This is a genomic window from Rubrivivax gelatinosus IL144 (genome assembly GCF_000284255.1).
Classification (GTDB): Bacteria; Pseudomonadota; Gammaproteobacteria; order Burkholderiales; family Burkholderiaceae_C; genus Rubrivivax; species Rubrivivax gelatinosus_A.
In genome coordinates this window covers 3,287,379-3,304,811 of record NC_017075.1, presented here as the reverse complement: position 1 = coordinate 3,304,811, position 17,433 = coordinate 3,287,379, and the positions used below count along the sequence as shown (strand labels likewise).

Here is a 17,433-nt window from a genome sequence, read left to right as displayed (position 1 = left end):
CCATGAGCAGTCTGCTGAAGGCCACCGCAGAAGCTACCGTGATCGCGGTGATCGAGGATCTGATCCAGGACTGGGGGCTCGAACTCGACGGCGGCGTCGGTCCCTCGACGCAACTCGTGGCGAATCTCGAGTTCGCCTCCGTGGATATTATTCAGCTCTGCGTCGCGCTCGAGGAAGCCTATTCCCGCAAACTGGGTTTCCAGAATCTCCTGATGCGCGACGGCAGTTATGTCGGCGATTTGTCCGTGAGCCAGATCGCCGCCTTCATCGAAACCCGTATCGCCGCAGGCGGGGGAACCGCGACGTGACCGTCAAGACGCTTTTCATCGGGATGGACGGGGCCACCTTCACCGTCCTCGACCAGCTCACCTCGGCCGCCGACGGCGCGCCGGTGATGCCTTTCCTGGGCAGCCTGTTCAAGCGCGGCACGCGCTCCAAGCTGCGTTCGACGCCCAACCCGCTGACACCGCCGGCCTGGGTGTCGCTGATGACCGGGCGCAGCCCTGGCCACCACGGCGTCTTCGACTTCATCCGCGCCGAGGAGCGTGGCGAAGACGTGTTCTTCACGCTCTACGACTCGCGCGACTGCCGCGTCGAGACGATCTGGTCGATCGCCAGCCGCCAGGGCAAGAAGGTCGCGGCGCTGAACTTCCCGTTCACCGCGCCGCCGCCGAAGGACCTGAACGGCTTCATGGTCCCGGGTTTCGTGCCCTGGCGCCACCTGCGCCGCAACACGACGCCGGCCGACCTGTACGACCGCCTGAAGGCGATTCCCGAGTTCAGCGCGCAGGAACTCGCCTGGGACTTCGAGCAGGAAAAGCAGGCGATGGAAAGCCTGTCGGACCACGACCGCGAGAACTGGGTGCGCTACCACCTGCCGCGCGAGAAGCAGTGGTTCCGCATCGCCGAGTTCCTGATGCGCGAGGAAGCGCCCGACCTGATGGCGGTGATGTTCGACGGCGTCGACAAGCTGCAGCACCAAGCCTGGCAGTACCTCGACCCGGCGCTTCAGAGCCCTGAGGACGGCGAGTACCACCGCCGCATGCGCTCGCTGTGCCTGGACTACTTCCGCCAGCTCGACAGCTTCATCGAGGCCCTGGTGACCGCCGCCGGCCCCGAGGTGCAGGTCTTCATGGCCTCGGACCACGGCTTCACCGCGACGACCGAGGTCGTGCGCATCAACACCTACCTCGGCGAGAAGGGCTGGCTGGCGTGGAAGCCGGTGCCCGACACCGAGGAAGGCCGCCGCCGCGAGGACAGCATGTTCGCCTACCTCGACTGGAGCAAGACGGTGGCCTACTGCCGCACGCCGTCGAGCAACGGCATCAACATCCGCGTCGCGCGTGAACCGGGCCAGCCGGGCATCCCGCTGGCCGAGTACGAAACCACGCGCGAACGCCTGATCCGCGACCTCGAAGACTTCCGCGACCCGGAGACCGGCGAGCGCATCGTCACCGAGATCCACAAGCGCGAAGACGTCTTCCCCGGCTCGGCGATGGGCGACGCGCCCGACCTGCAGCTGGTGCTGCGCGACTTCGGCTTCGTCTCGATCAAGAACAAGCTGCCGGTCGTCGAGAAGCGCCCCGAGCCCGCCGGCACGCACCATCCGGACGGCGTCTTCATCGCCTGCGGCCCCGGCATCGCCGAAGGCAAGCAGATCGGTCGCCGCCGCATCATGGACGTCGGCGCGACGCTGCTCTACAGCCTGGGCCTGCCGGTGCCCAGCGACTTCGAGGGCCAGGTGCCCGAGGCGATGTTCACCGCGGCGCACAAGGAGGCGCAGCCGGTCGTCATCGGCGCGCCGACCACCGGCGCCAAGGGCGGCGACGGCGACGCGATGGCCGACGACGAGAAGGCGCAGATCATGGCCCAGCTGCAGCTGCTGGGCTACATGGAGTAGGCATGCCGTTCGCGCTGGTGCGTGGCGCGCGCCTGAACTACCTTCAGGTCGACGAGCCGCACCACCATCACGGCGGGCCGCGCGAGGACCTGATCATGGTCCACGGCCTCGCGGCGAACATGGCGTTCTGGTACCTGCCTTATGCGCAGGCCTTCGCCAAGCGCTTTCGCGTCACGCTCTTCGACCTGCGCGGCCACGGCCGCTCGGAGCTCAGCGCCGACGGCTACACGCCGCAGGGGCTGGGTCAGGATCTGCTCGGCCTGATGGACGCGCTGGGCATCCGCCGCGCGCACCTGGTGGCGCACAGCTTCGGCGGCGTCGTAGTGCTCAACGCCGCCTGCCTGGAGCCGTCGCGCGTGGCCAGCCTGGTGCTCTGCGACAGCCACATCTCGGCCGCGCGCCGCCATGCGACGCCGCGCGAATGGGGCCGGCGCGCCTACGTGCAGTCGGTGCTCGACCGCCACGGCCTGGCGCTGGACACGCACGATCCGTACTTCGGCTGCCGGTTGCTGACCGAGGTCGCGCACCTGCAGCTGCGCCACGAGCACGTCGGCGAGGACCTGATGAAGCTCGTCGGCCCGATCCTCGGCCGCCACGGCAAACGCAGTGCGTCGCAGTGGGTCAAGCTGATGGACGAGACCACTGCCGGCACCGAGCTGATGGGCGACGACGGCCTGGCGCTGGACGCGCTGCGCCGGCTGCTGTTCCCGATCCTCGCGCTCTACGGCGACCATTCGCAGGCGCGGCTGACCGGCGGCGACCTGCTCGACGTCTGGCCGCACGGCGAGTTCCGCCGCGTGCGCGACGCCGGCCACTTCTTCCCCGTTTCGCGCCCCGACGACGTGATGCACGAGTGCGAACGCTTCTGGCGCGGCGACTACGCGCGCCGGCCCATCGTGCGCTCGGGCGAGGAACAGCGCCGGCACTTCCGCAGCGACCGCGTCTTCAAGATCGACGGCGCCTGGCACTTCAGCACCCGCGAGCGCGGCCACGTCGGCCCGTATGCGACGCCCGACGAGGCGCACGAGGCGCTCGCACGCTACATCTCGGACATGGCGGTGACGGTCTGATGGTTCAAGCCAACCGGCTCGGGATCTGGCCCGGGCTCAACCGGCGCGACTTCCGCTGCGTCGCTCGCGGCGGTTTCGGCGACGGCAACAACGCCTACGCGCACTCGATGGCCTGGTTCAACGGCCATCTCTACGTCGGCACGACACGCGGCAACTTCCCGTTCATGAAGGCGCGGCTGCCGATCGCGATGGACGTCTGGCCGGTCGAGTGCCCGGAGAACCCGTTCGACCTGGACATGCACGCCGAGATCTGGCGCTACGACCCGCTCACCGACGAGTGGGAGCGCGTGTTCAAGTCGCCGACGATCATCGGCAGCCACGGCAAGCCGATCCCGCGCGAGCTGGGGCTGCGCGGCATGCTCGTCTACTCGGGCCGCGGCGTCGAGCCGCCGGCGCTGTTCGTCAGCACCTGGTCGCCGGCGCGCGGGCCGGGGCCGCACCTGCTGCGCTCGGAAGACGGCCGCAACTTCGTGCCGACCTGCGAACCCGGCCTCACCGGCCTGCCGGTGACGACGATCCGCACCGTCACCGAGTTCAAGGGGCGGCTGTTCACGACGCCGGCGGGCTCGCGCGGCGGCAATCCGAACATCTCCGCGCACTCGGTCGTCTACGAGAGCGCCGACCCCTCGCACGGCGGCTGGGAGCCGGTCAGCGACTTCGGCTTCGGCGACCCGGGCAACAAGACGATTTTCGAGATGTGCGGCTTCGGCGAGCATCTCTACGTCGGCACCTTCAACCTCGAGGGCTACCAGGTCTGGCGCAGCACCTGCGAAGGCGACAAGCCCTACGTCTGGGAGAAGGTGATCGAGCGCGGCGCCGGCCGCGGTAAGCTCAACCAGTGCACCTTGTCGATGCTGCCGTTCAAGGGCGCGCTCTACATCGGCAGCGGCATCCAGGGCGGCGGCATCGACACCGCCAACAAGGTCGGCCCGGCGCCGCCGGAACTGGTGCGGGTCTGGCCCGACGGCTCCTGGGACCTGCTGGTCGGCGACGAACGCGACACGCCCGACGGCTACAAGATCCCGCTGTCGGGCTACATGCCCGGCTTCAACAACTTCTTCAACGGCTACTTCTGGCGCATGGTGGAGCACGACGGCTGGCTCTACCTCAGCACCTTCGAGTGGAGCACGCTGGTCGGCTACGCCAACCGCAGCCGCTGGCCCGAGGCCTTCGCCAACGTCATCAACCACGTCGGCGCGCAGGCCATCCTCGACCACCACTCGGGCTTCGACCTGTACCGCAGCTTCGACGGCGAGAACTGGGTGCCGGTGACGAACAACGGCTTCGACAACCCGTTCAACATGGGCCTGCGCACGCTGGTGTCCTCGCCGTACGGGCTGTTCTGCGGCACCGCCAACCCCTTCGGGCCGAAGATCATGCCGCTGGGTGGCGACCGCTACGTGCCCAACCCGCGCGGCGGCTGCGAGATCCATTTCGCCGCCAACGAGGCCCTGAAGCCGTGAGCCCCGACACCGGCGGCTGGCTGCGGCGGCGCGACAGCGCCGAGTTCCCGCCGCCGCCGCCGGGCACCGTGCTCGAGGCCGACCTGGCCTACGGCCGCTGGCCGGCGCAGCGCCTGGACGTCTACCGCCCGGCCAAGGCGCAGCGCGCGCCGCTGCTCGTCGTCGTGCACGGCGGTGCCTGGGTCACCGGCGACAAGCAGCAGCCGCAGGTCGTCGGTCACAAGCTGGCGCACTGGGGGCCCAAGGGCTGGATCGTCGTCGCGCTGAACTACCGGCGCCTGCCCTGGGCCGGCCCGCGCGAGCAGGCGGCCGACGTCGCGCGTGCGCTGGCCTTCGTTCAGCGCGAATGCGCCGGCTGGGGCGGCGACCCCGCGTGCATCGTCGTGCTCGGCCACTCGACCGGCGCGCACCTGGCGGCGCTGGTGCTGGCCGACACGGCGCTGGCCGCGGCCGCCGGTTGCAAGCCGCCGGCGGCCGCGGTGCTGGTCGACAGCGCGGCGCTGGACGTCGTCGAGGTGATGCAGGGCGCGCATCTGCCGCTGCACGACCGGGCCTTCGGCGACACGCGCGAAGGCTGGGAAGCAGCCTCGCCCTGGCACCGCGCGGCGACGCTCGCGGCGCCGCCGCCGGTGCTGCTGCCGTGCTCGTCGCTGCGCGAGGATTCGGTGCGCCAGTCCGAACGTTTCGCCGCCCGGCTGGTCGAGCGCGGCGGCCGCGCGCGGGCGCTGCCGCTGCCGCTGACCCACGCCGAGCTCAACGAACGCCTGGGGCAGGGCGGCCAGCCCACCGAGGCCGTCGACGCCTTCCTGGCCGAGGTCTTCACGCCGCCGCCGGCCGCAGGGTAAACCGCGGCGGTGCGGGCCCGGCGCGCTTCTAGAATCGACGCTCGACCCATCGACAGGAGCCTTGCCGCATGCCCACGTCCCGCCGTGCTCCGGCCGCCGACGCCAACGCCCAGCCCGGACCGAGGACGCTGAAGAAGTACCCGAATCGGCGCCTCTACGACACGCGCAGCAGCAGCTACATCACGCTGGCCGACGTCAAGCGCATGGTGATGGGCGGCGAGCAGTTCGAGGTGCGCGACGCCAAGACCGGCGACGACCTGACACGCAGCATCCTGCTGCAGATCATCCTCGAGGAAGAGTCGGGCGGCGTGCCGATGTTCAGCACCGAGATGCTGGCGCAGATCATCCGCTTCTACGGCAGCGCGATGCAGGGGCCGATGGGCGCGATGCTCGAGCAGAACCTGAAGGCCTTCGTCGAGCTGCAGCAGCAGTTCGTCGGTGGCAAGCCGCCGGTGTTCCCGAACCTGATGACCAGCTACCTCGACCAGTCGCGCGCCGTTTTCGAGGCGATGCAGGACCAGATGGCGGTGTTCGGGCGCTTCCCGCCGGGAAAGCGATAAGCGTTCACGGCCGGTGCCCCGGCGGATTTGGGAAAATCCGCCGATGCAAGAAACCGTTCCGACCGTCGCCTTCGCCTCGCTGGGCTGTCCCAAGGCGCTGACCGACTCCGAGCTGATCCTCACCCAGCTCGCCGCCGAGGGCTACCGCACCTCGAAGTCCTTCGCCGGCGCCGACCTCGTCATCGTCAACACCTGCGGCTTCATCGACGACGCCGTCAAGGAGAGCCTGGACACGATCGGCGAGGCGCTGGCCGAGAACGGCCGCGTCATCGTCACCGGCTGCCTGGGCGCACGCGCCGGCGACGACGGCGGCAACATGGTGCAGCAGGTGCACCCCAAGGTGCTGGCCGTCACCGGCCCGCACGCGACGCAGGAGGTGATGGACGCGGTGCACCGCCACGTGCCCAAGCCGCACGACCCCTTCGTCGACCTCGTGCCCGAGGTGCGCGCCGAGTTCCGTGGCGAGGCCGGCATCAAGCTGACGCCGCGCCACTACGCGTATCTCAAGATCAGCGAAGGCTGCAACCACCGCTGCAGCTTCTGCATCATCCCGACGATGCGAGGTGACCTGGTCTCGCGTCCGGTCGGCGAGGTTCTGAGCGAAGCCCGTGCGCTGTTCGAGAACGGCGTCAAGGAGCTGCTGGTCGTCAGCCAGGACACCGGCGCCTACGGCGTCGACGCCCAGTACCGCACCGGCTTCTGGGACGGCCGCCCGGTGAAGACGCGTTTCGCCGACCTCTGCGAGCAGCTGGCCACGCTGGCCGAGGCGCACGGCGCCTGGGTGCGGCTGCACTACGTCTACCCGTACCCGCACGTCGACGACGTGCTGCCGCTGATGGCCGAAGGCCGCATCCTGCCGTACCTGGACGTGCCGTTCCAGCACGCTCATCCGGACGTGCTCAAGCGCATGAAGCGCCCGGCCAGTGGTGAACGCAACCTCGAACGCCTGGCGCGCTGGCGCGAGCTGTGCCCCGAGCTCGTCGTGCGCTCGACCTTCATCGCCGGTTTCCCCGGCGAGACCGAGGCCGAGTTCCAGACCCTGCTGGACTTCGTCGCCGAGGCGCAGATCGACCGCGCCGGCTGCTTCGCCTATTCGCCGGTGGCCGGTGCGCCGGCCAACGAGCTGCCGGGCGCCTTGCCCCACGCGGTGCGCGAGGAACGCCGCGCGCGCTTCATGGAAGTCGCCGAGGCGGTGTCGGTCGCCAGGCTGCAGCGCCGCGTCGGCCAGACGATGCAGGTGCTGGTCGACCACGCGCCGGCGCTGGGCCGCAAGGGCGGCGTCGGGCGGAGCTATGCCGACGCGCCCGAGATCGACGGCACCGTGCGCCTGCTGCCGCCGCAGAAGGCCTCGCGCACGCTGAAGGTCGGCGAGTTCGTCCGCGCGCGCATCGTCGCCGCCGAGGGCCACGACCTCGTCGCCATGGCGCTCTGACCCCCGAAGCTCCATGACCACCAAGCTGATCCACCACCCGTACCGGCCGCCGGCCGGCTTCGACGCGCCGCAGGTCGGCGTGTACAAGGCCTCGACGGTGCTGTTCCCCGACGTCGCGGCGATGCGTGCGCGCGACTGGCGCCACCGCAGCGGCTACACCTACGGCCTGCACGGCACGCCGACGACCTTCACGCTCGAAGAGCGCATCGCGACGCTGGAAGGCGGCACGCACTGCGTGCTGGTGCCCAGCGGGCTGGCGGCGATCGCGCTGGTGAACATGGCGCTGCTGAAGGCCGGCGACGAGCTGCTGCTGCCCGACAACGTCTACGGCCCGAGCCGCGAACTGGCGCGGCGGGAACTCGCCGCCTGGGGCATCACGCACAAGCTCTACGACCCGATGGACCTGGCCTCGCTGGCCGCGGCCATCGGCCCGGCGACGAAACTCGTCTGGCTGGAAGCGCCGGGCTCGGTGACGATGGAGTTCCCGGACCTGCCCGCATTGGTCGCCGTCTGCCGCGAACGCGGCGTGACGACGGCGCTGGACAACACCTGGGGCGCCGGTCTCGCGTTCTGCGGCTTCGATCTCGGCATCGACGTCGTCATGCAGGCGCTGACCAAGTACCCCTCGGGCGGCGGCGACGTGCTGATGGGCTCGGTCGTCACGCGCGACGCCGAGCTGGCCGACCGCATCCACATGACGCATGGCCGGCTGGGGCAGGGCGTCGGCGCCAACGACGCCGAGGCGATGCTGCGTTCGCTGCCGTCGCTGTCGCTGCGTTATCACGCCGCCGATGCCGCCGGGCGCGAGCTCGCCGCTTGGTGCGCCACACGGTCCGAGTTCAGGCGTGTGCTGCACCCGGCGCTGCCCGGCGCGCCCGGCCACGAGCACTGGAAGAGCACTTGCCGCGCCGCGGCCGGGCTGTTCTCGGTCGTCGTCGATCCGCGTTTCAGCGGCGCCCAGGTCGACCGCTTCGTCGACGCGCTGCAGCTGTTCGGCATCGGCTTCTCGTGGGCCGGGCCGATGAGCCTGGTCGTGCCTTACGACATGAAGCAGATGCGCGCCAAGCCCGCCTACGACGGCACGGTGGTGCGCTTCTCGATCGGGCTGGAAGAAGTGGCCGATCTGAAGGCCGACCTGGAGCAGGCGCTCGCCGCGCTGGCGGGCTGACGCATGGACGCGCCGGCGGTCCTGGCCTGCTGGCGCTCGCACGCCGTCGAGGCCGTCGACGCGACGGTGCTGCCCGACGGCTGCCGCGACCTGATCCTGTCCTGCCCGAACGGGGCGCGGCCGGCCTGGTTCGTCTCGGACCTGCCGACCGGCGCCTACACGGTCCGCAGCGAGGTCGGGGACCGTTTCGTCGGTTTCCGCCTGCGCCCGTCGGCCCGCATCGCCGAAGCGCCGCTGCTTGCCGCGCTGCGCGCGCGCCCGGAGCGCGACGAAGCCGAGGCGCTGGCGCTGATCGCCGAGCATGTGCGGCTCGATGCCCGGCTCGACGAGGCACTGCAGGCGCTGGCCACGGCCGGCGGCGTGCTGCCGGCGCGGCGCCAGCTCGGCGTCGGCGAGCGCACGCTGGAGCGCCTGTTGCACACGGCCACCGGCCGCCCGCCGCGCTACTGGCACGGCCTGGCGCGTGCACGGCGCGCCGCACGCGCGCTCGCCACCGCCGAGCCGCTGGCCGACCTGGCGGCGCAGCACGGCTACGCCGACCAGGCGCACCTGACGCGCGAGCTGCGCGCCTGGTTCGGCCAGACGCCGGCTGCGCTGCGCCGGCGTGCCGACCTGCTGGCGCTGCTGGCCGAACCCGCTTACGCCTGAGCGGCCAGAGGCGCGATGGGCGTGCAGAGTTCGATCAGCACGCCTTCCGGGTCGGCGACGTAGGCCACGGTCTGGCCCCAGGGCATCTGCCGCGGCTCCTGCATCGGCCGCGCGCCGGCCTCGACGGCACGGCGCATCGCCGCCGGCACGTCGTCGAAGGTGAGCGCGATCTCGAAGCAGGGCGCATCGGCGTCGGCGCGCTGCGGGTGGTGCCCAATCTCGCGCAGCAAGCGGCGCGACGAGAAGGCCAGCGTCGTGCCGCCGGTGTCGAGTTCGCCGTAGTCGCCGCCTTCGTGCAGAAAACGCTGCGCCAGGCCGAAGGCTGCGCCGTAGAAGGCCAGGCTGCGGGCGACGTCGTCGACGTAGAGGATGGTGTAGGCGAAAGCCATGCGGTGTGTCCTGCGGTCGTGGAGTGAGGCGCCAGTCTGAGCCGCGCGGCGCGGCGCCGTCTTGAAGATTCCCGACAGCGCGGGAACCCCGGCCTCAGTCCTTGGCCGGCCCCGACACCTTGTGCCGCATCAGCCGGCCCTTCTCGCGCTCCCAGTCGCGCTTCTTCTCGGTGTCGCGCTTGTCGTGCTGCGCCTTGCCCTTGGCCAGCGCGATCTCGGCTTTCACCAGCCCGCCCTTGTAGTGCAGGTTCAGCGGCACCAGCGTGAAGCCCTTCTGCTCGACCTTGCCGACGAGACGACGGATCTCGTCCTTCTTCATCAGCAGCTTCTTCGTGCGGTCGGGCTCGGGCAGCACGTGGGTCGACGCCGAACGCAGCGCGTTGATGCGGCAGCCGATCAGGAACAGCTCGCCGTCGCGGATCAGCACGTAGCCGTCGGTCAGCTGCACCTGGCCGGCGCGTATGGCCTTGATCTCCCAGCCCGACAGCACGATGCCGGCTTCGTACTGCTCGTCGATGTGGTACTCGAAACGGGCGCGGCGGTTTTCTGCGATGTTGGCCATGGAGTCGTCGTGAAGGGGTGGCCCCCTACAATCGAAGCATTGTATGAAGCACGTGAAGAAGTCGGTCCTGCTGTGGTACTCCCCGAGGGAGATGTACGACCTGGTGACGGACGTCCACCACTACCCGCAGTTCCTGCCCTGGTGCGACCGCGCCGACGTGCTCGAGACGCACGAGGACGGCGTCACCGCACGCCTGGGCATGCACTACATGGGGGTGAAGCACGCGTTCACCACCCGCAACGAGAACACGCCGCCCGAGTGCGTGCTGATGAAGCTCGTCGACGGCCCGTTCTCGCTGCTCGAAGGCACCTGGCTGTTCCACCCGCTGGGCGGCGCCGGCACTGAGGCGCGGGCCTGCAAGGTCGAACTCGACCTGCGTTACGCCTTCGCCGGCAAGACGCTGGAGGCGGTGGTCAGCCCGGTCTTCGACCGCGTCGCCAACACGCTGGTCGACTGCTTCGTCAAACGCGCCGAATCGGTCTACGGCGCGCGCTGAGCGCCGTCGGTTCCTGATGCGCGTCGAACTCGTCTACTGCCCGGCGCCGCACGCCTGCGAGCGCATCGAGCTGGAACTCGCCGAGGGCGCGACGCTGGCCGACGCGCTGCGCGCCAGCGGCCTGGCCGAACGCCACGGCCTGGCGGCCGAGGCGCTGGACGCCGGCATCTGGGGCCGGGTGCAGCCGCCGCAGACCGTGCTGCGCGACGGCGACCGTGTCGAGCTGTACCGGCCGCTGACCGTCGACCCGAAGGAAGCGCGCCGCCAGCGCTACCGCGGCGGGCGCTGAAGCGCGTTCAGTCGCAGTCCGAGGCGATGATGCCCTCGGCGCGCCGCGATTCCTCGGCGCGGCCCTTGTCGTCGAGGATCTCGCGTTCGCCCTTCTCGTTGAGCCGCGCGATGCGCTGGCCGCTCTGCAGCCCGGCGAGCTGCGAACGCGCCCGGCGGCAGTTGTCGGCACGCTGCTGCGCGACGCGCTCCTGCTCGGCCTTGGCCTTGGACTGCTGTTCCTGCTCGGCGGCGCGCCGGCGCTGCTCGAGTTCGGGCTCGGTCTTGGCCGGCGCCGAGGCGGCGCTGGCCGCGGCGGCGGGCGGTGGCGGCACGCGGCGCGCGTTCGACGGGCGCTGCAGGATGTCCTTGTCGGCGACCTCGCGCGGCGGCGGCAGGTCGCTGGCCGTGATCTGGCCGTTTCGGTCGCGCCAGATCCATTGCGCCTGGGCCGTGCCGACGAGGGCCAGCAGGCAGGCGGCGACGGCGAGCGGGCGCAGCGGCGACAGGCATGGCATGTGCATCGGATCAGTGTAGTGCTGCGCGCTGCGGCCGTTTTTGACAAAACCGACCGCGCTGCGGCGGCTGTCGACTCTTCCCTATAATCCGCTTTTGCGTCTGGAGCTTTCCTCAGCATGCGCCTACTCGGCAAAGCGCTCACCTTCGACGACGTGTTGTTGGTGCCGGCGTACTCCCAGGTGTTGCCCCGCGACACCAGCCTCAAGACCCGTCTCTCCCGCAACATCAGCCTGAACCTGCCGCTCGTTTCGGCAGCGATGGACACGGTGACCGAATCGCGCCTGGCGATCGCCATCGCGCAGGAGGGCGGGATCGGCATCGTCCACAAGAACTTCACGCCGCGCCAGCAGGCGGCGGAAGTGGCGCGCGTCAAGCGCTACGAGTCGGGCGTGCTGCGCGACCCGATCACGGTGACGCCCGAGACGACGGTGCGCGAGGTGCGCGAGCTGTCGCGCCTGCACGGCTTCTCCGGTTTCCCGGTGCTCGAAGGCCCGAAGGTCGTCGGCATCGTCACCAACCGCGACCTGCGTTTCGAAGCCCGCCTGGACGCCCCGGTGCGCGAGGTGATGACGCCGCGCGAGCGCCTGATCTCGGTCGGCGAGGAAGCCTCGCTGGACGAAGCCAAGGAGCTGATGCACCGCCACAAGCTCGAGCGCGTGCTGGTCGTCAACGAAGCCTTCGAGCTGCGCGGCCTGATCACGGTGAAGGACATCACCAAGCAGACCGACTTCCCGAACGCCGCGCGTGACAGCCACGGCAAGCTGCGTGTCGGCGCCGCGGTCGGCGTCGGCGAGGGCACCGAGGAACGTGTCGAGCTGCTGGTCAAGGCCGGCGTCGACGTGCTCGTCGTCGACACCGCGCACGGCCACAGCGCCGGCGTCATCGAACGCGTGCGCTGGGTGAAGAAGAACTTCCCGCAGGTCGACGTCATCGGCGGCAACATCGCCACCGGCGCCGCGGCTACCGCGCTGGTCGAAGCCGGCGCCGACGCCGTCAAGGTCGGCATCGGCCCGGGCTCGATCTGCACGACGCGCATCATCGCCGGCGTCGGCGTGCCGCAGATCACCGCGATCGACAACGTCGCCACCGCGCTGCGCGGCAGCGGCGTGCCGCTGATCGCCGACGGCGGCATCCGCTACTCGGGCGACATCGCCAAGGCCATCGCCGCCGGCGCCAGCACCGTGATGATGGGCGGCATGTTCGCCGGCACCGAGGAAGCGCCGGGCGAGGTCATCCTCTACCAGGGCCGCAGCTACAAGAGCTACCGCGGCATGGGCTCGATCGGGGCGATGAAGGCGGGTTCCGCCGACCGCTACTTCCAGGAGAACGACGAGTCCGCGAACCCCAACGCCGACAAGCTCGTGCCCGAGGGCATCGAGGGCCGCGTGCCGTACAAGGGTTCGATGCTGTCCATCGTCTACCAGATGGCCGGTGGCCTGCGCGCGTCGATGGGCTACTGCGGCTGCGCGACGATCGAAGACATGCGCAGCAAGGCCGAGTTCGTCCAGATCACCGCCGCCGGCATTCGTGAGAGCCACGTGCACGACGTGCAGATCACGAAGGAAGCGCCGAACTACCGCATGGAGTGAGCGGCTTGGAGACGTCCCCCGCGCCGGTGCATCCCGGCGGCCGGCCGGCAGCGATGCGTTTCATCATGCTGGTCGTGCTCATCGACATGCTGGCGGTGGGCGTCATCTCGCCGGTGCTGCCGGCGCTGGTCGGTGTCTTCACCACCAGCCCGGCCGAGCAGACCTACTGGTACGGCGTCGTCGCGTTCTCGTACGCGGTGGCGTGTTTCTTCGGCGCGCCGGTCCTGGGCGCGCTGTCCGACCGCTACGGCCGTCGCCCGGTGCTGCTGCTGGGCTTCTGCGGCCTGGCGTTCAACTTCTTCATGACCGCGCTGTCCACCTCGGTGTGGATGCTCGTGGCCTCGCGCATCGTCGGCGGCGCGATGCAGGCCAACGCCGCGGTCGCCAACGCCTACGTCGCCGACATCACGCCGCCGCAGGAGCGCGCCAAGCGCTTCGGCATGCTGGGCGCGATGTTCGGCATCGGCTTCATCCTCGGGCCGGTGATCGGCGGCATCCTCGGCGGCATCGACCCGCACCTGCCGTTCTTCGTCGCCGGCACGCTGGCGCTGCTGAACCTGGCCTACGGCTACTTCGTGCTGCCCGAGTCGCTGCCGCTGGAGCGCCGCCGCGCCTTCGACTGGAAACGCGCCAACCCGTTCTCGGCGCTGAAGGAGCTGGCCCAGCTGAAGGGTGTCGGCGCGCTCGTCGCCGTGCTCGGCTGCGCTGCGCTCGCCCAGTTCTCGCTGTACACGACCTGGGTGCTCTACACGACCTTCAAGTTCGGCTGGGGCCCGTCGCAGAACGGCTGGTCGCTGTTCGCGATCGGCCTGGTGTCGGCGATCGTGCAGGGCGGGCTGCTGGGCCGGCTGCTGAAGCACTACGGTGCCAAGCGGCTGGCGGTGATGGGGCTGCTGTCGTCGACGCTGTCCTTCGTCGCCTTCGGTCTCGTCACCGAGGGCTGGATGATGTACGTCGTGATCGCCGCCAACATCCTGGGCAACACGATCACCGCGTCGCTTCAGGGCCTGGTCTCGGGTGCCGCGCACCACGACAACCAAGGTCAGACGATGGGCTCGGTGAGTTCGCTCAACAGCCTGATGGCCGTCGTCGCGCCGACGCTGGCCGCGCCGCTGCTGGGGCTGGTGTCGCACCTGCCGCACGGCGACTGGCGCATCGGCACGCCGATGTTCTTCTCGGCGGCGCTGCAGGCCCTGGCGCTGGCCTTCGCGATCGCCCATTTCCGCAAACAACGCCGAGCGCGGCTGGCCGCCAAAGCCGCGTGACCGACTCCCGCCTGCCTCGCCGCCACGTCATGCAAGACGCGGTGCGCGCGGCGGGCCTTCTTCGCTTCAGAGCCCGACGATGCACGACAAGATCCTCATCCTCGACTTCGGTTCGCAGGTCACCCAGCTGATCGCGCGTCGCGTGCGCGAGGCGCACGTCTACTGCGAGATCCACCCCAACGACGTCAGCGATGCCTTCGTGCGCGAGTTCGCGCCCAAGGCGATCATCCTGTCGGGCAGCCACGCCAGCACCTACGAGGCCGAGGACCTGCGCGCGCCGCAGGCGGTGTGGGACCTGGGCGTGCCGGTGCTGGGCATCTGCTACGGCATGCAGACCATGGCCGCGCAGCTGGGCGGCGCGGTCGAAGGCGGCAAGACGCGCGAGTTCGGCTATGCCGAGGTTCGCGCCCACGGCCACACCAAGCTGCTGGCCGGCATCCAGGACTTCGCCACGGCAGAAGGCCACGGCATGCTGAAGGTCTGGATGAGCCACGGCGACAAGGTCACCGCGCTGCCGCCGGGCTTCAAGCTGATGGCCAGCACGCCGAGCTGCCCGATCGCCGGCATGGCCGACGAGGCACGCGGCTACTACGCCGTGCAGTTCCACCCCGAGGTCACGCACACCGTGCAGGGCCGCGCGCTGCTCGAACGTTTCGTGCTGCAGATCGCCGGCGCCCGGCCCGACTGGGTGATGCGCGACCACGTCGAGGAGGCGGTCGCCCGCATCCGCGAACAGGTCGGCGACGAGGAAGTCATCCTCGGCCTGTCCGGCGGCGTCGATTCCAGCGTCGCCGCGGCGCTGATCCACCGCGCCATCGGCGAGCAGCTGACCTGCGTCTTCGTCGACCATGGCCTACTGCGCCTGAACGAAGGCGACATGGTGATGGACATGTTCGCCGGCAAGCTGCACGCACGCGTGATCCGCGTCGACGCCAGCGAGCTGTTCCTGCGTGAGCTGGCCGGCGTGGCCGACCCCGAGGCCAAGCGCAAGATCATCGGCCGCCTGTTCGTCGACGTCTTCAAGGCCGAGGCCGCCAAGCTCAAGGCCGGCACCGGCGGCCACAAGGGCGCGAGCTTCCTCGCCCAGGGCACGATCTACCCCGACGTCATCGAGTCGGGCGGCGCCAAGACGAAGAAGGCGACGACGATCAAGAGCCACCACAACGTCGGCGGCCTGCCCGAGCAGCTGGGCCTGAAGCTGCTGGAGCCGCTGCGCGACCTGTTCAAGGACGAGGTGCGCGAGCTGGGCGTGGCGCTGGGCCTGCCGCACGAGATGGTCTACCGCCATCCGTTCCCGGGCCCGGGCCTGGGCGTGCGCATCCTGGGCGAGGTGAAGAAGGAATACGCCGACCTGCTGCGCCGCGCCGACGCGATCTTCATCGAGGAGCTGCGCAACTTCCGCGACGAAGCCAGCGGCAAGACCTGGTACGACCTGACCAGCCAGGCCTTCACCGTCTTCCTGCCGGTCAAGAGCGTCGGCGTGATGGGCGACGGCCGCACCTACGACTACGTCGTCGCGCTGCGCGCCGTGCAGACCAGCGACTTCATGACCGCCGACTGGGCCGAGCTGCCGTACGCGCTGCTGAAGAAGGTCTCCGGCCGGATCATCAACGAGGTCCGCGGCATCAACCGCGTCACCTACGACGTCAGCAGCAAGCCGCCGGCGACGATCGAGTGGGAGTGACGGCGGGCACTGCGCCGGCCAGTGCGCCGGCGAGCCGCAGGGCGTGCACGCGCAGCTCCGGAATCGCGATCGCCTCCCAGTCGCGCGCCTTGAGCATCGGGCCGATGTAGAACAGGCCCGCTTGGCCGGGCACCGACAGGTCGGCGTCGATCTGCAGACCCAGCCCCAGCGGATCGGCCTGCAGCCAGCCTTTGGCGTGCAAGCGGGCGAGCAGCGGCGAGCCGCCGCCGCGGAGATCGGTCGAGGTGCCGGTGCAGTTGATCACCCGGTCGACGGTCATGCGGGCCGGGCCGCCGCCGCGTGCGTCCCAGAGCAGCTCGATGCGGCCGTCGGCGCGGTGCTCGGTCTGGCGCAGCCGGCCCGCGGCGCTGTGCAGCAGGCCGCTGGCGCGCAGGGCCGCCAGGCGGGCGGCGATGCCGGGCGCGACGCGGTGCCGATGGCTGTCCCACCAGGGCTGCACGTGGCGCAGGAACTGGCGGCGCTCGCGTTCACCCAGTCGCTGCCAGGCGGCCGGGATCTCGGGCCGCAGACGGGCCATGACGTCGCGCCAGTCGCAGCCGCGCGCGGCGGCCTCGGCGGCGGCCTGGCGCAGCGTGCGCATCATCGGCCGCACGCGGTTCAGCCCGCTCCAGTCGGGCAGCGGGGCGGGCGACGCACCGGGGTCGGGCCGGTCGGCGAGGTCACGGTGGGCCTGCGGCCACTGGCCGCGGCGTGACAGCAGCGTGATCGCGCCGCGGTGTCCGCGGTCCTGCAGCGCGAGCACCACGTCGACGGCGCTGAGCCCGCTGCCCAGCACCAGCAGCTCGGCCTCGCGTTCGACCGTGTCCAGCCAGCCGGCGGCGCCGGGGTCGGCGACGAAACCCGGCTGCTGCCAGTCAGCGCCGGGCCAGACCGGAGGCCGCGGCGGCAGGTGGCCGGTGGCCAGCACCAGCCGGTCGAGCGTGGTGGCCGGTGCGCCGGGGCCGCAGACACGGTAGCCCTCGTCGTCGCGCTCGAGGTCCAGCACCTCGCAGCGGTGGCGCTGCAGCGAGACGCCCCGGCTGCGGCCGGCGGCCTCCGCCGCCGCCAGTTCGTCGGCCAGGTACTGGCCCAGCAGCATGCGCGGCACGAAGTCGCCGCCCGCGAAGCCCGGGAAACGCTGCTGCAGCCACAGAACGAAGCCCTCGGGCTGCTGTGGATCGAGCGCCAGCCCGCCGGCGGGCACGTTCAGCCAGTGGCTGGGGCAGCTGGTGCCGTAGGCCAGGCCGCGCCCGCAGCGGGCGTCACGCTCGAACAGGTCCACCCGGCTGCCGGCGGGCAGCCCGGCGAGCAGGTGGACCGCCACCGCGGTGCCGCTGAAGCCGGCCCCGACGACGCCGACACGCAAAGGGCCGGAATTCGAAATTCCTGCTGGGAATAAGCTCATAACGCGAGCGATGCTGCCGCGTTGCGCCCGCGCCCTGCAACGAAGCGCTGCGCATAAGCTCCTGCGGATTGCGCTGCGTGCGCCCGGCGAGCGGCATGCGGCGGCCTGGGCTGGCGATCGTCGCGGCGGGGCGGGCCTTATCCGCCGCCCGTGGATCGACATGCGCAAGCG

The 17,433-nt window shown here is 70.6% G+C and carries 18 protein-coding genes; 14 read left to right on the top strand and 4 right to left on the bottom strand.

Translation table 11 applies throughout. The features are described 5' to 3' along the window. Nucleotides 1-2: 2 nt before the first annotated feature. The 9 genes from RGE_RS15140 to RGE_RS15100 all read left to right on the top strand — a co-directional run bounded on the left by RGE_RS15140 (nucleotide 3) and on the right by RGE_RS15100 (nucleotide 9,086). Nucleotides 3-308: an acyl carrier protein gene (locus RGE_RS15140; RefSeq protein WP_014429311.1), complete on the top strand. Its 306-nt coding sequence runs from the start codon at nucleotides 3-5 to the stop codon at nucleotides 306-308. Beyond that, entirely contained in the window at nucleotides 305-1,900 is a 1,596-nt protein-coding gene (locus RGE_RS15135; protein WP_014429310.1) for an alkaline phosphatase family protein, read from the top strand. The genes RGE_RS15140 and RGE_RS15135 overlap by 4 nt, the downstream gene beginning before the upstream one ends. 2 nt (nucleotides 1,901-1,902) lie before the next feature. Next, nucleotides 1,903-2,970 carry an alpha/beta fold hydrolase gene (locus tag RGE_RS15130; RefSeq protein WP_014429309.1) on the top strand — a complete coding sequence of 356 codons (1,068 nt, stop codon included), beginning with the start codon at nucleotides 1,903-1,905 and terminating at the stop codon, nucleotides 2,968-2,970. Beyond that, nucleotides 2,970-4,433 (top strand): hypothetical protein, encoded by a 1,464-nt coding sequence (locus RGE_RS15125; RefSeq protein WP_014429308.1) that lies wholly within the window; start codon nucleotides 2,970-2,972, stop codon nucleotides 4,431-4,433. Before RGE_RS15130 ends, RGE_RS15125 begins: the two co-directional genes overlap by 1 nt. Beyond that, the gene (locus RGE_RS15120; RefSeq protein ID WP_014429307.1) at nucleotides 4,430-5,278 is read left to right on the top strand and encodes an alpha/beta hydrolase; all 849 of its coding nucleotides are present in this window, start codon (nucleotides 4,430-4,432) and stop codon (nucleotides 5,276-5,278) included. Before RGE_RS15125 ends, RGE_RS15120 begins: the two co-directional genes overlap by 4 nt. A 68-nt stretch (nucleotides 5,279-5,346) precedes the next feature. Then, nucleotides 5,347-5,838: a polyhydroxyalkanoate synthesis repressor PhaR gene (gene phaR / locus RGE_RS15115; protein ID WP_014429306.1), complete on the top strand. Its 492-nt coding sequence runs from the start codon at nucleotides 5,347-5,349 to the stop codon at nucleotides 5,836-5,838. 43 nt (nucleotides 5,839-5,881) lie between these two features. Continuing rightward, a complete protein-coding gene (gene rimO / locus RGE_RS15110) occupies nucleotides 5,882-7,270 on the top strand; it encodes a 30S ribosomal protein S12 methylthiotransferase RimO (protein ID WP_014429305.1) in 1,389 nt (462 codons plus the stop codon). Between the two features lie 13 nt (nucleotides 7,271-7,283). After that, on the top strand, nucleotides 7,284-8,438 hold the full coding sequence (locus RGE_RS15105) for a PLP-dependent transferase (protein ID WP_014429304.1): 1,155 nt from the start codon (nucleotides 7,284-7,286) through the stop codon (nucleotides 8,436-8,438). Between the two features lie 3 nt (nucleotides 8,439-8,441). After that, nucleotides 8,442-9,086 (top strand): AraC family transcriptional regulator, encoded by a 645-nt coding sequence (locus RGE_RS15100; protein ID WP_014429303.1) that lies wholly within the window; start codon nucleotides 8,442-8,444, stop codon nucleotides 9,084-9,086. Here RGE_RS15100 and RGE_RS15095 read toward each other — a convergent pair. Together RGE_RS15095 and smpB are read right to left on the bottom strand one after the other, a co-directional pair. Next, nucleotides 9,077-9,475 (bottom strand): VOC family protein, encoded by a 399-nt coding sequence (locus RGE_RS15095; RefSeq protein WP_014429302.1) that lies wholly within the window; start codon nucleotides 9,473-9,475, stop codon nucleotides 9,077-9,079. The genes RGE_RS15100 and RGE_RS15095 overlap by 10 nt on opposite strands. Before the next feature lie 94 nt (nucleotides 9,476-9,569). Continuing rightward, a complete protein-coding gene (gene smpB, locus RGE_RS15090; protein ID WP_014429301.1) occupies nucleotides 9,570-10,037 on the bottom strand; it encodes an SsrA-binding protein SmpB in 468 nt (155 codons plus the stop codon). 43 nt (nucleotides 10,038-10,080) lie between these two features. On the opposite strand from smpB, the gene RGE_RS15085 reads away from it, so the two are divergent. Next, nucleotides 10,081-10,533 carry a type II toxin-antitoxin system RatA family toxin gene (locus tag RGE_RS15085; RefSeq protein ID WP_014429300.1) on the top strand — a complete coding sequence of 151 codons (453 nt, stop codon included), beginning with the start codon at nucleotides 10,081-10,083 and terminating at the stop codon, nucleotides 10,531-10,533. Between the two features lie 16 nt (nucleotides 10,534-10,549). After that, nucleotides 10,550-10,822 (top strand): RnfH family protein, encoded by a 273-nt coding sequence (locus RGE_RS15080; RefSeq protein WP_014429299.1) that lies wholly within the window; start codon nucleotides 10,550-10,552, stop codon nucleotides 10,820-10,822. 7 nt (nucleotides 10,823-10,829) lie between these two features. On the opposite strand, the gene RGE_RS15075 is transcribed toward RGE_RS15080, so the two are convergent. Beyond that, nucleotides 10,830-11,324 carry a DUF4124 domain-containing protein gene (locus RGE_RS15075; protein WP_014429298.1) on the bottom strand — a complete coding sequence of 165 codons (495 nt, stop codon included), beginning with the start codon at nucleotides 11,322-11,324 and terminating at the stop codon, nucleotides 10,830-10,832. Between the two features lie 111 nt (nucleotides 11,325-11,435). On the opposite strand from RGE_RS15075, the gene guaB reads away from it, so the two are divergent. The 3 genes from guaB to guaA all read left to right on the top strand — a co-directional run bounded on the left by guaB (nucleotide 11,436) and on the right by guaA (nucleotide 15,857). Further along, nucleotides 11,436-12,908: an IMP dehydrogenase gene (gene guaB / locus RGE_RS15070; protein WP_014429297.1), complete on the top strand. Its 1,473-nt coding sequence runs from the start codon at nucleotides 11,436-11,438 to the stop codon at nucleotides 12,906-12,908. Further along, nucleotides 12,905-14,173: an MFS transporter gene (locus RGE_RS15065; RefSeq protein ID WP_409077215.1), complete on the top strand. Its 1,269-nt coding sequence runs from the start codon at nucleotides 12,905-12,907 to the stop codon at nucleotides 14,171-14,173. The genes guaB and RGE_RS15065 overlap by 4 nt, the downstream gene beginning before the upstream one ends. 79 nt (nucleotides 14,174-14,252) lie before the next feature. Beyond that, nucleotides 14,253-15,857, top strand: a complete 1,605-nt coding sequence (gene guaA / locus RGE_RS15060; RefSeq protein ID WP_014429295.1) for a glutamine-hydrolyzing GMP synthase — start codon at nucleotides 14,253-14,255, stop codon at nucleotides 15,855-15,857. Here the strand turns inward: guaA and RGE_RS15055 are convergent. Beyond that, nucleotides 15,820-17,223, bottom strand: a complete 1,404-nt coding sequence (locus RGE_RS15055) for an FAD/NAD(P)-binding protein (RefSeq protein ID WP_014429294.1) — start codon at nucleotides 17,221-17,223, stop codon at nucleotides 15,820-15,822. The two genes, guaA and RGE_RS15055, sit on opposite strands and share 38 nt — an antisense overlap. Nucleotides 17,224-17,433 lie beyond the last annotated feature (210 nt).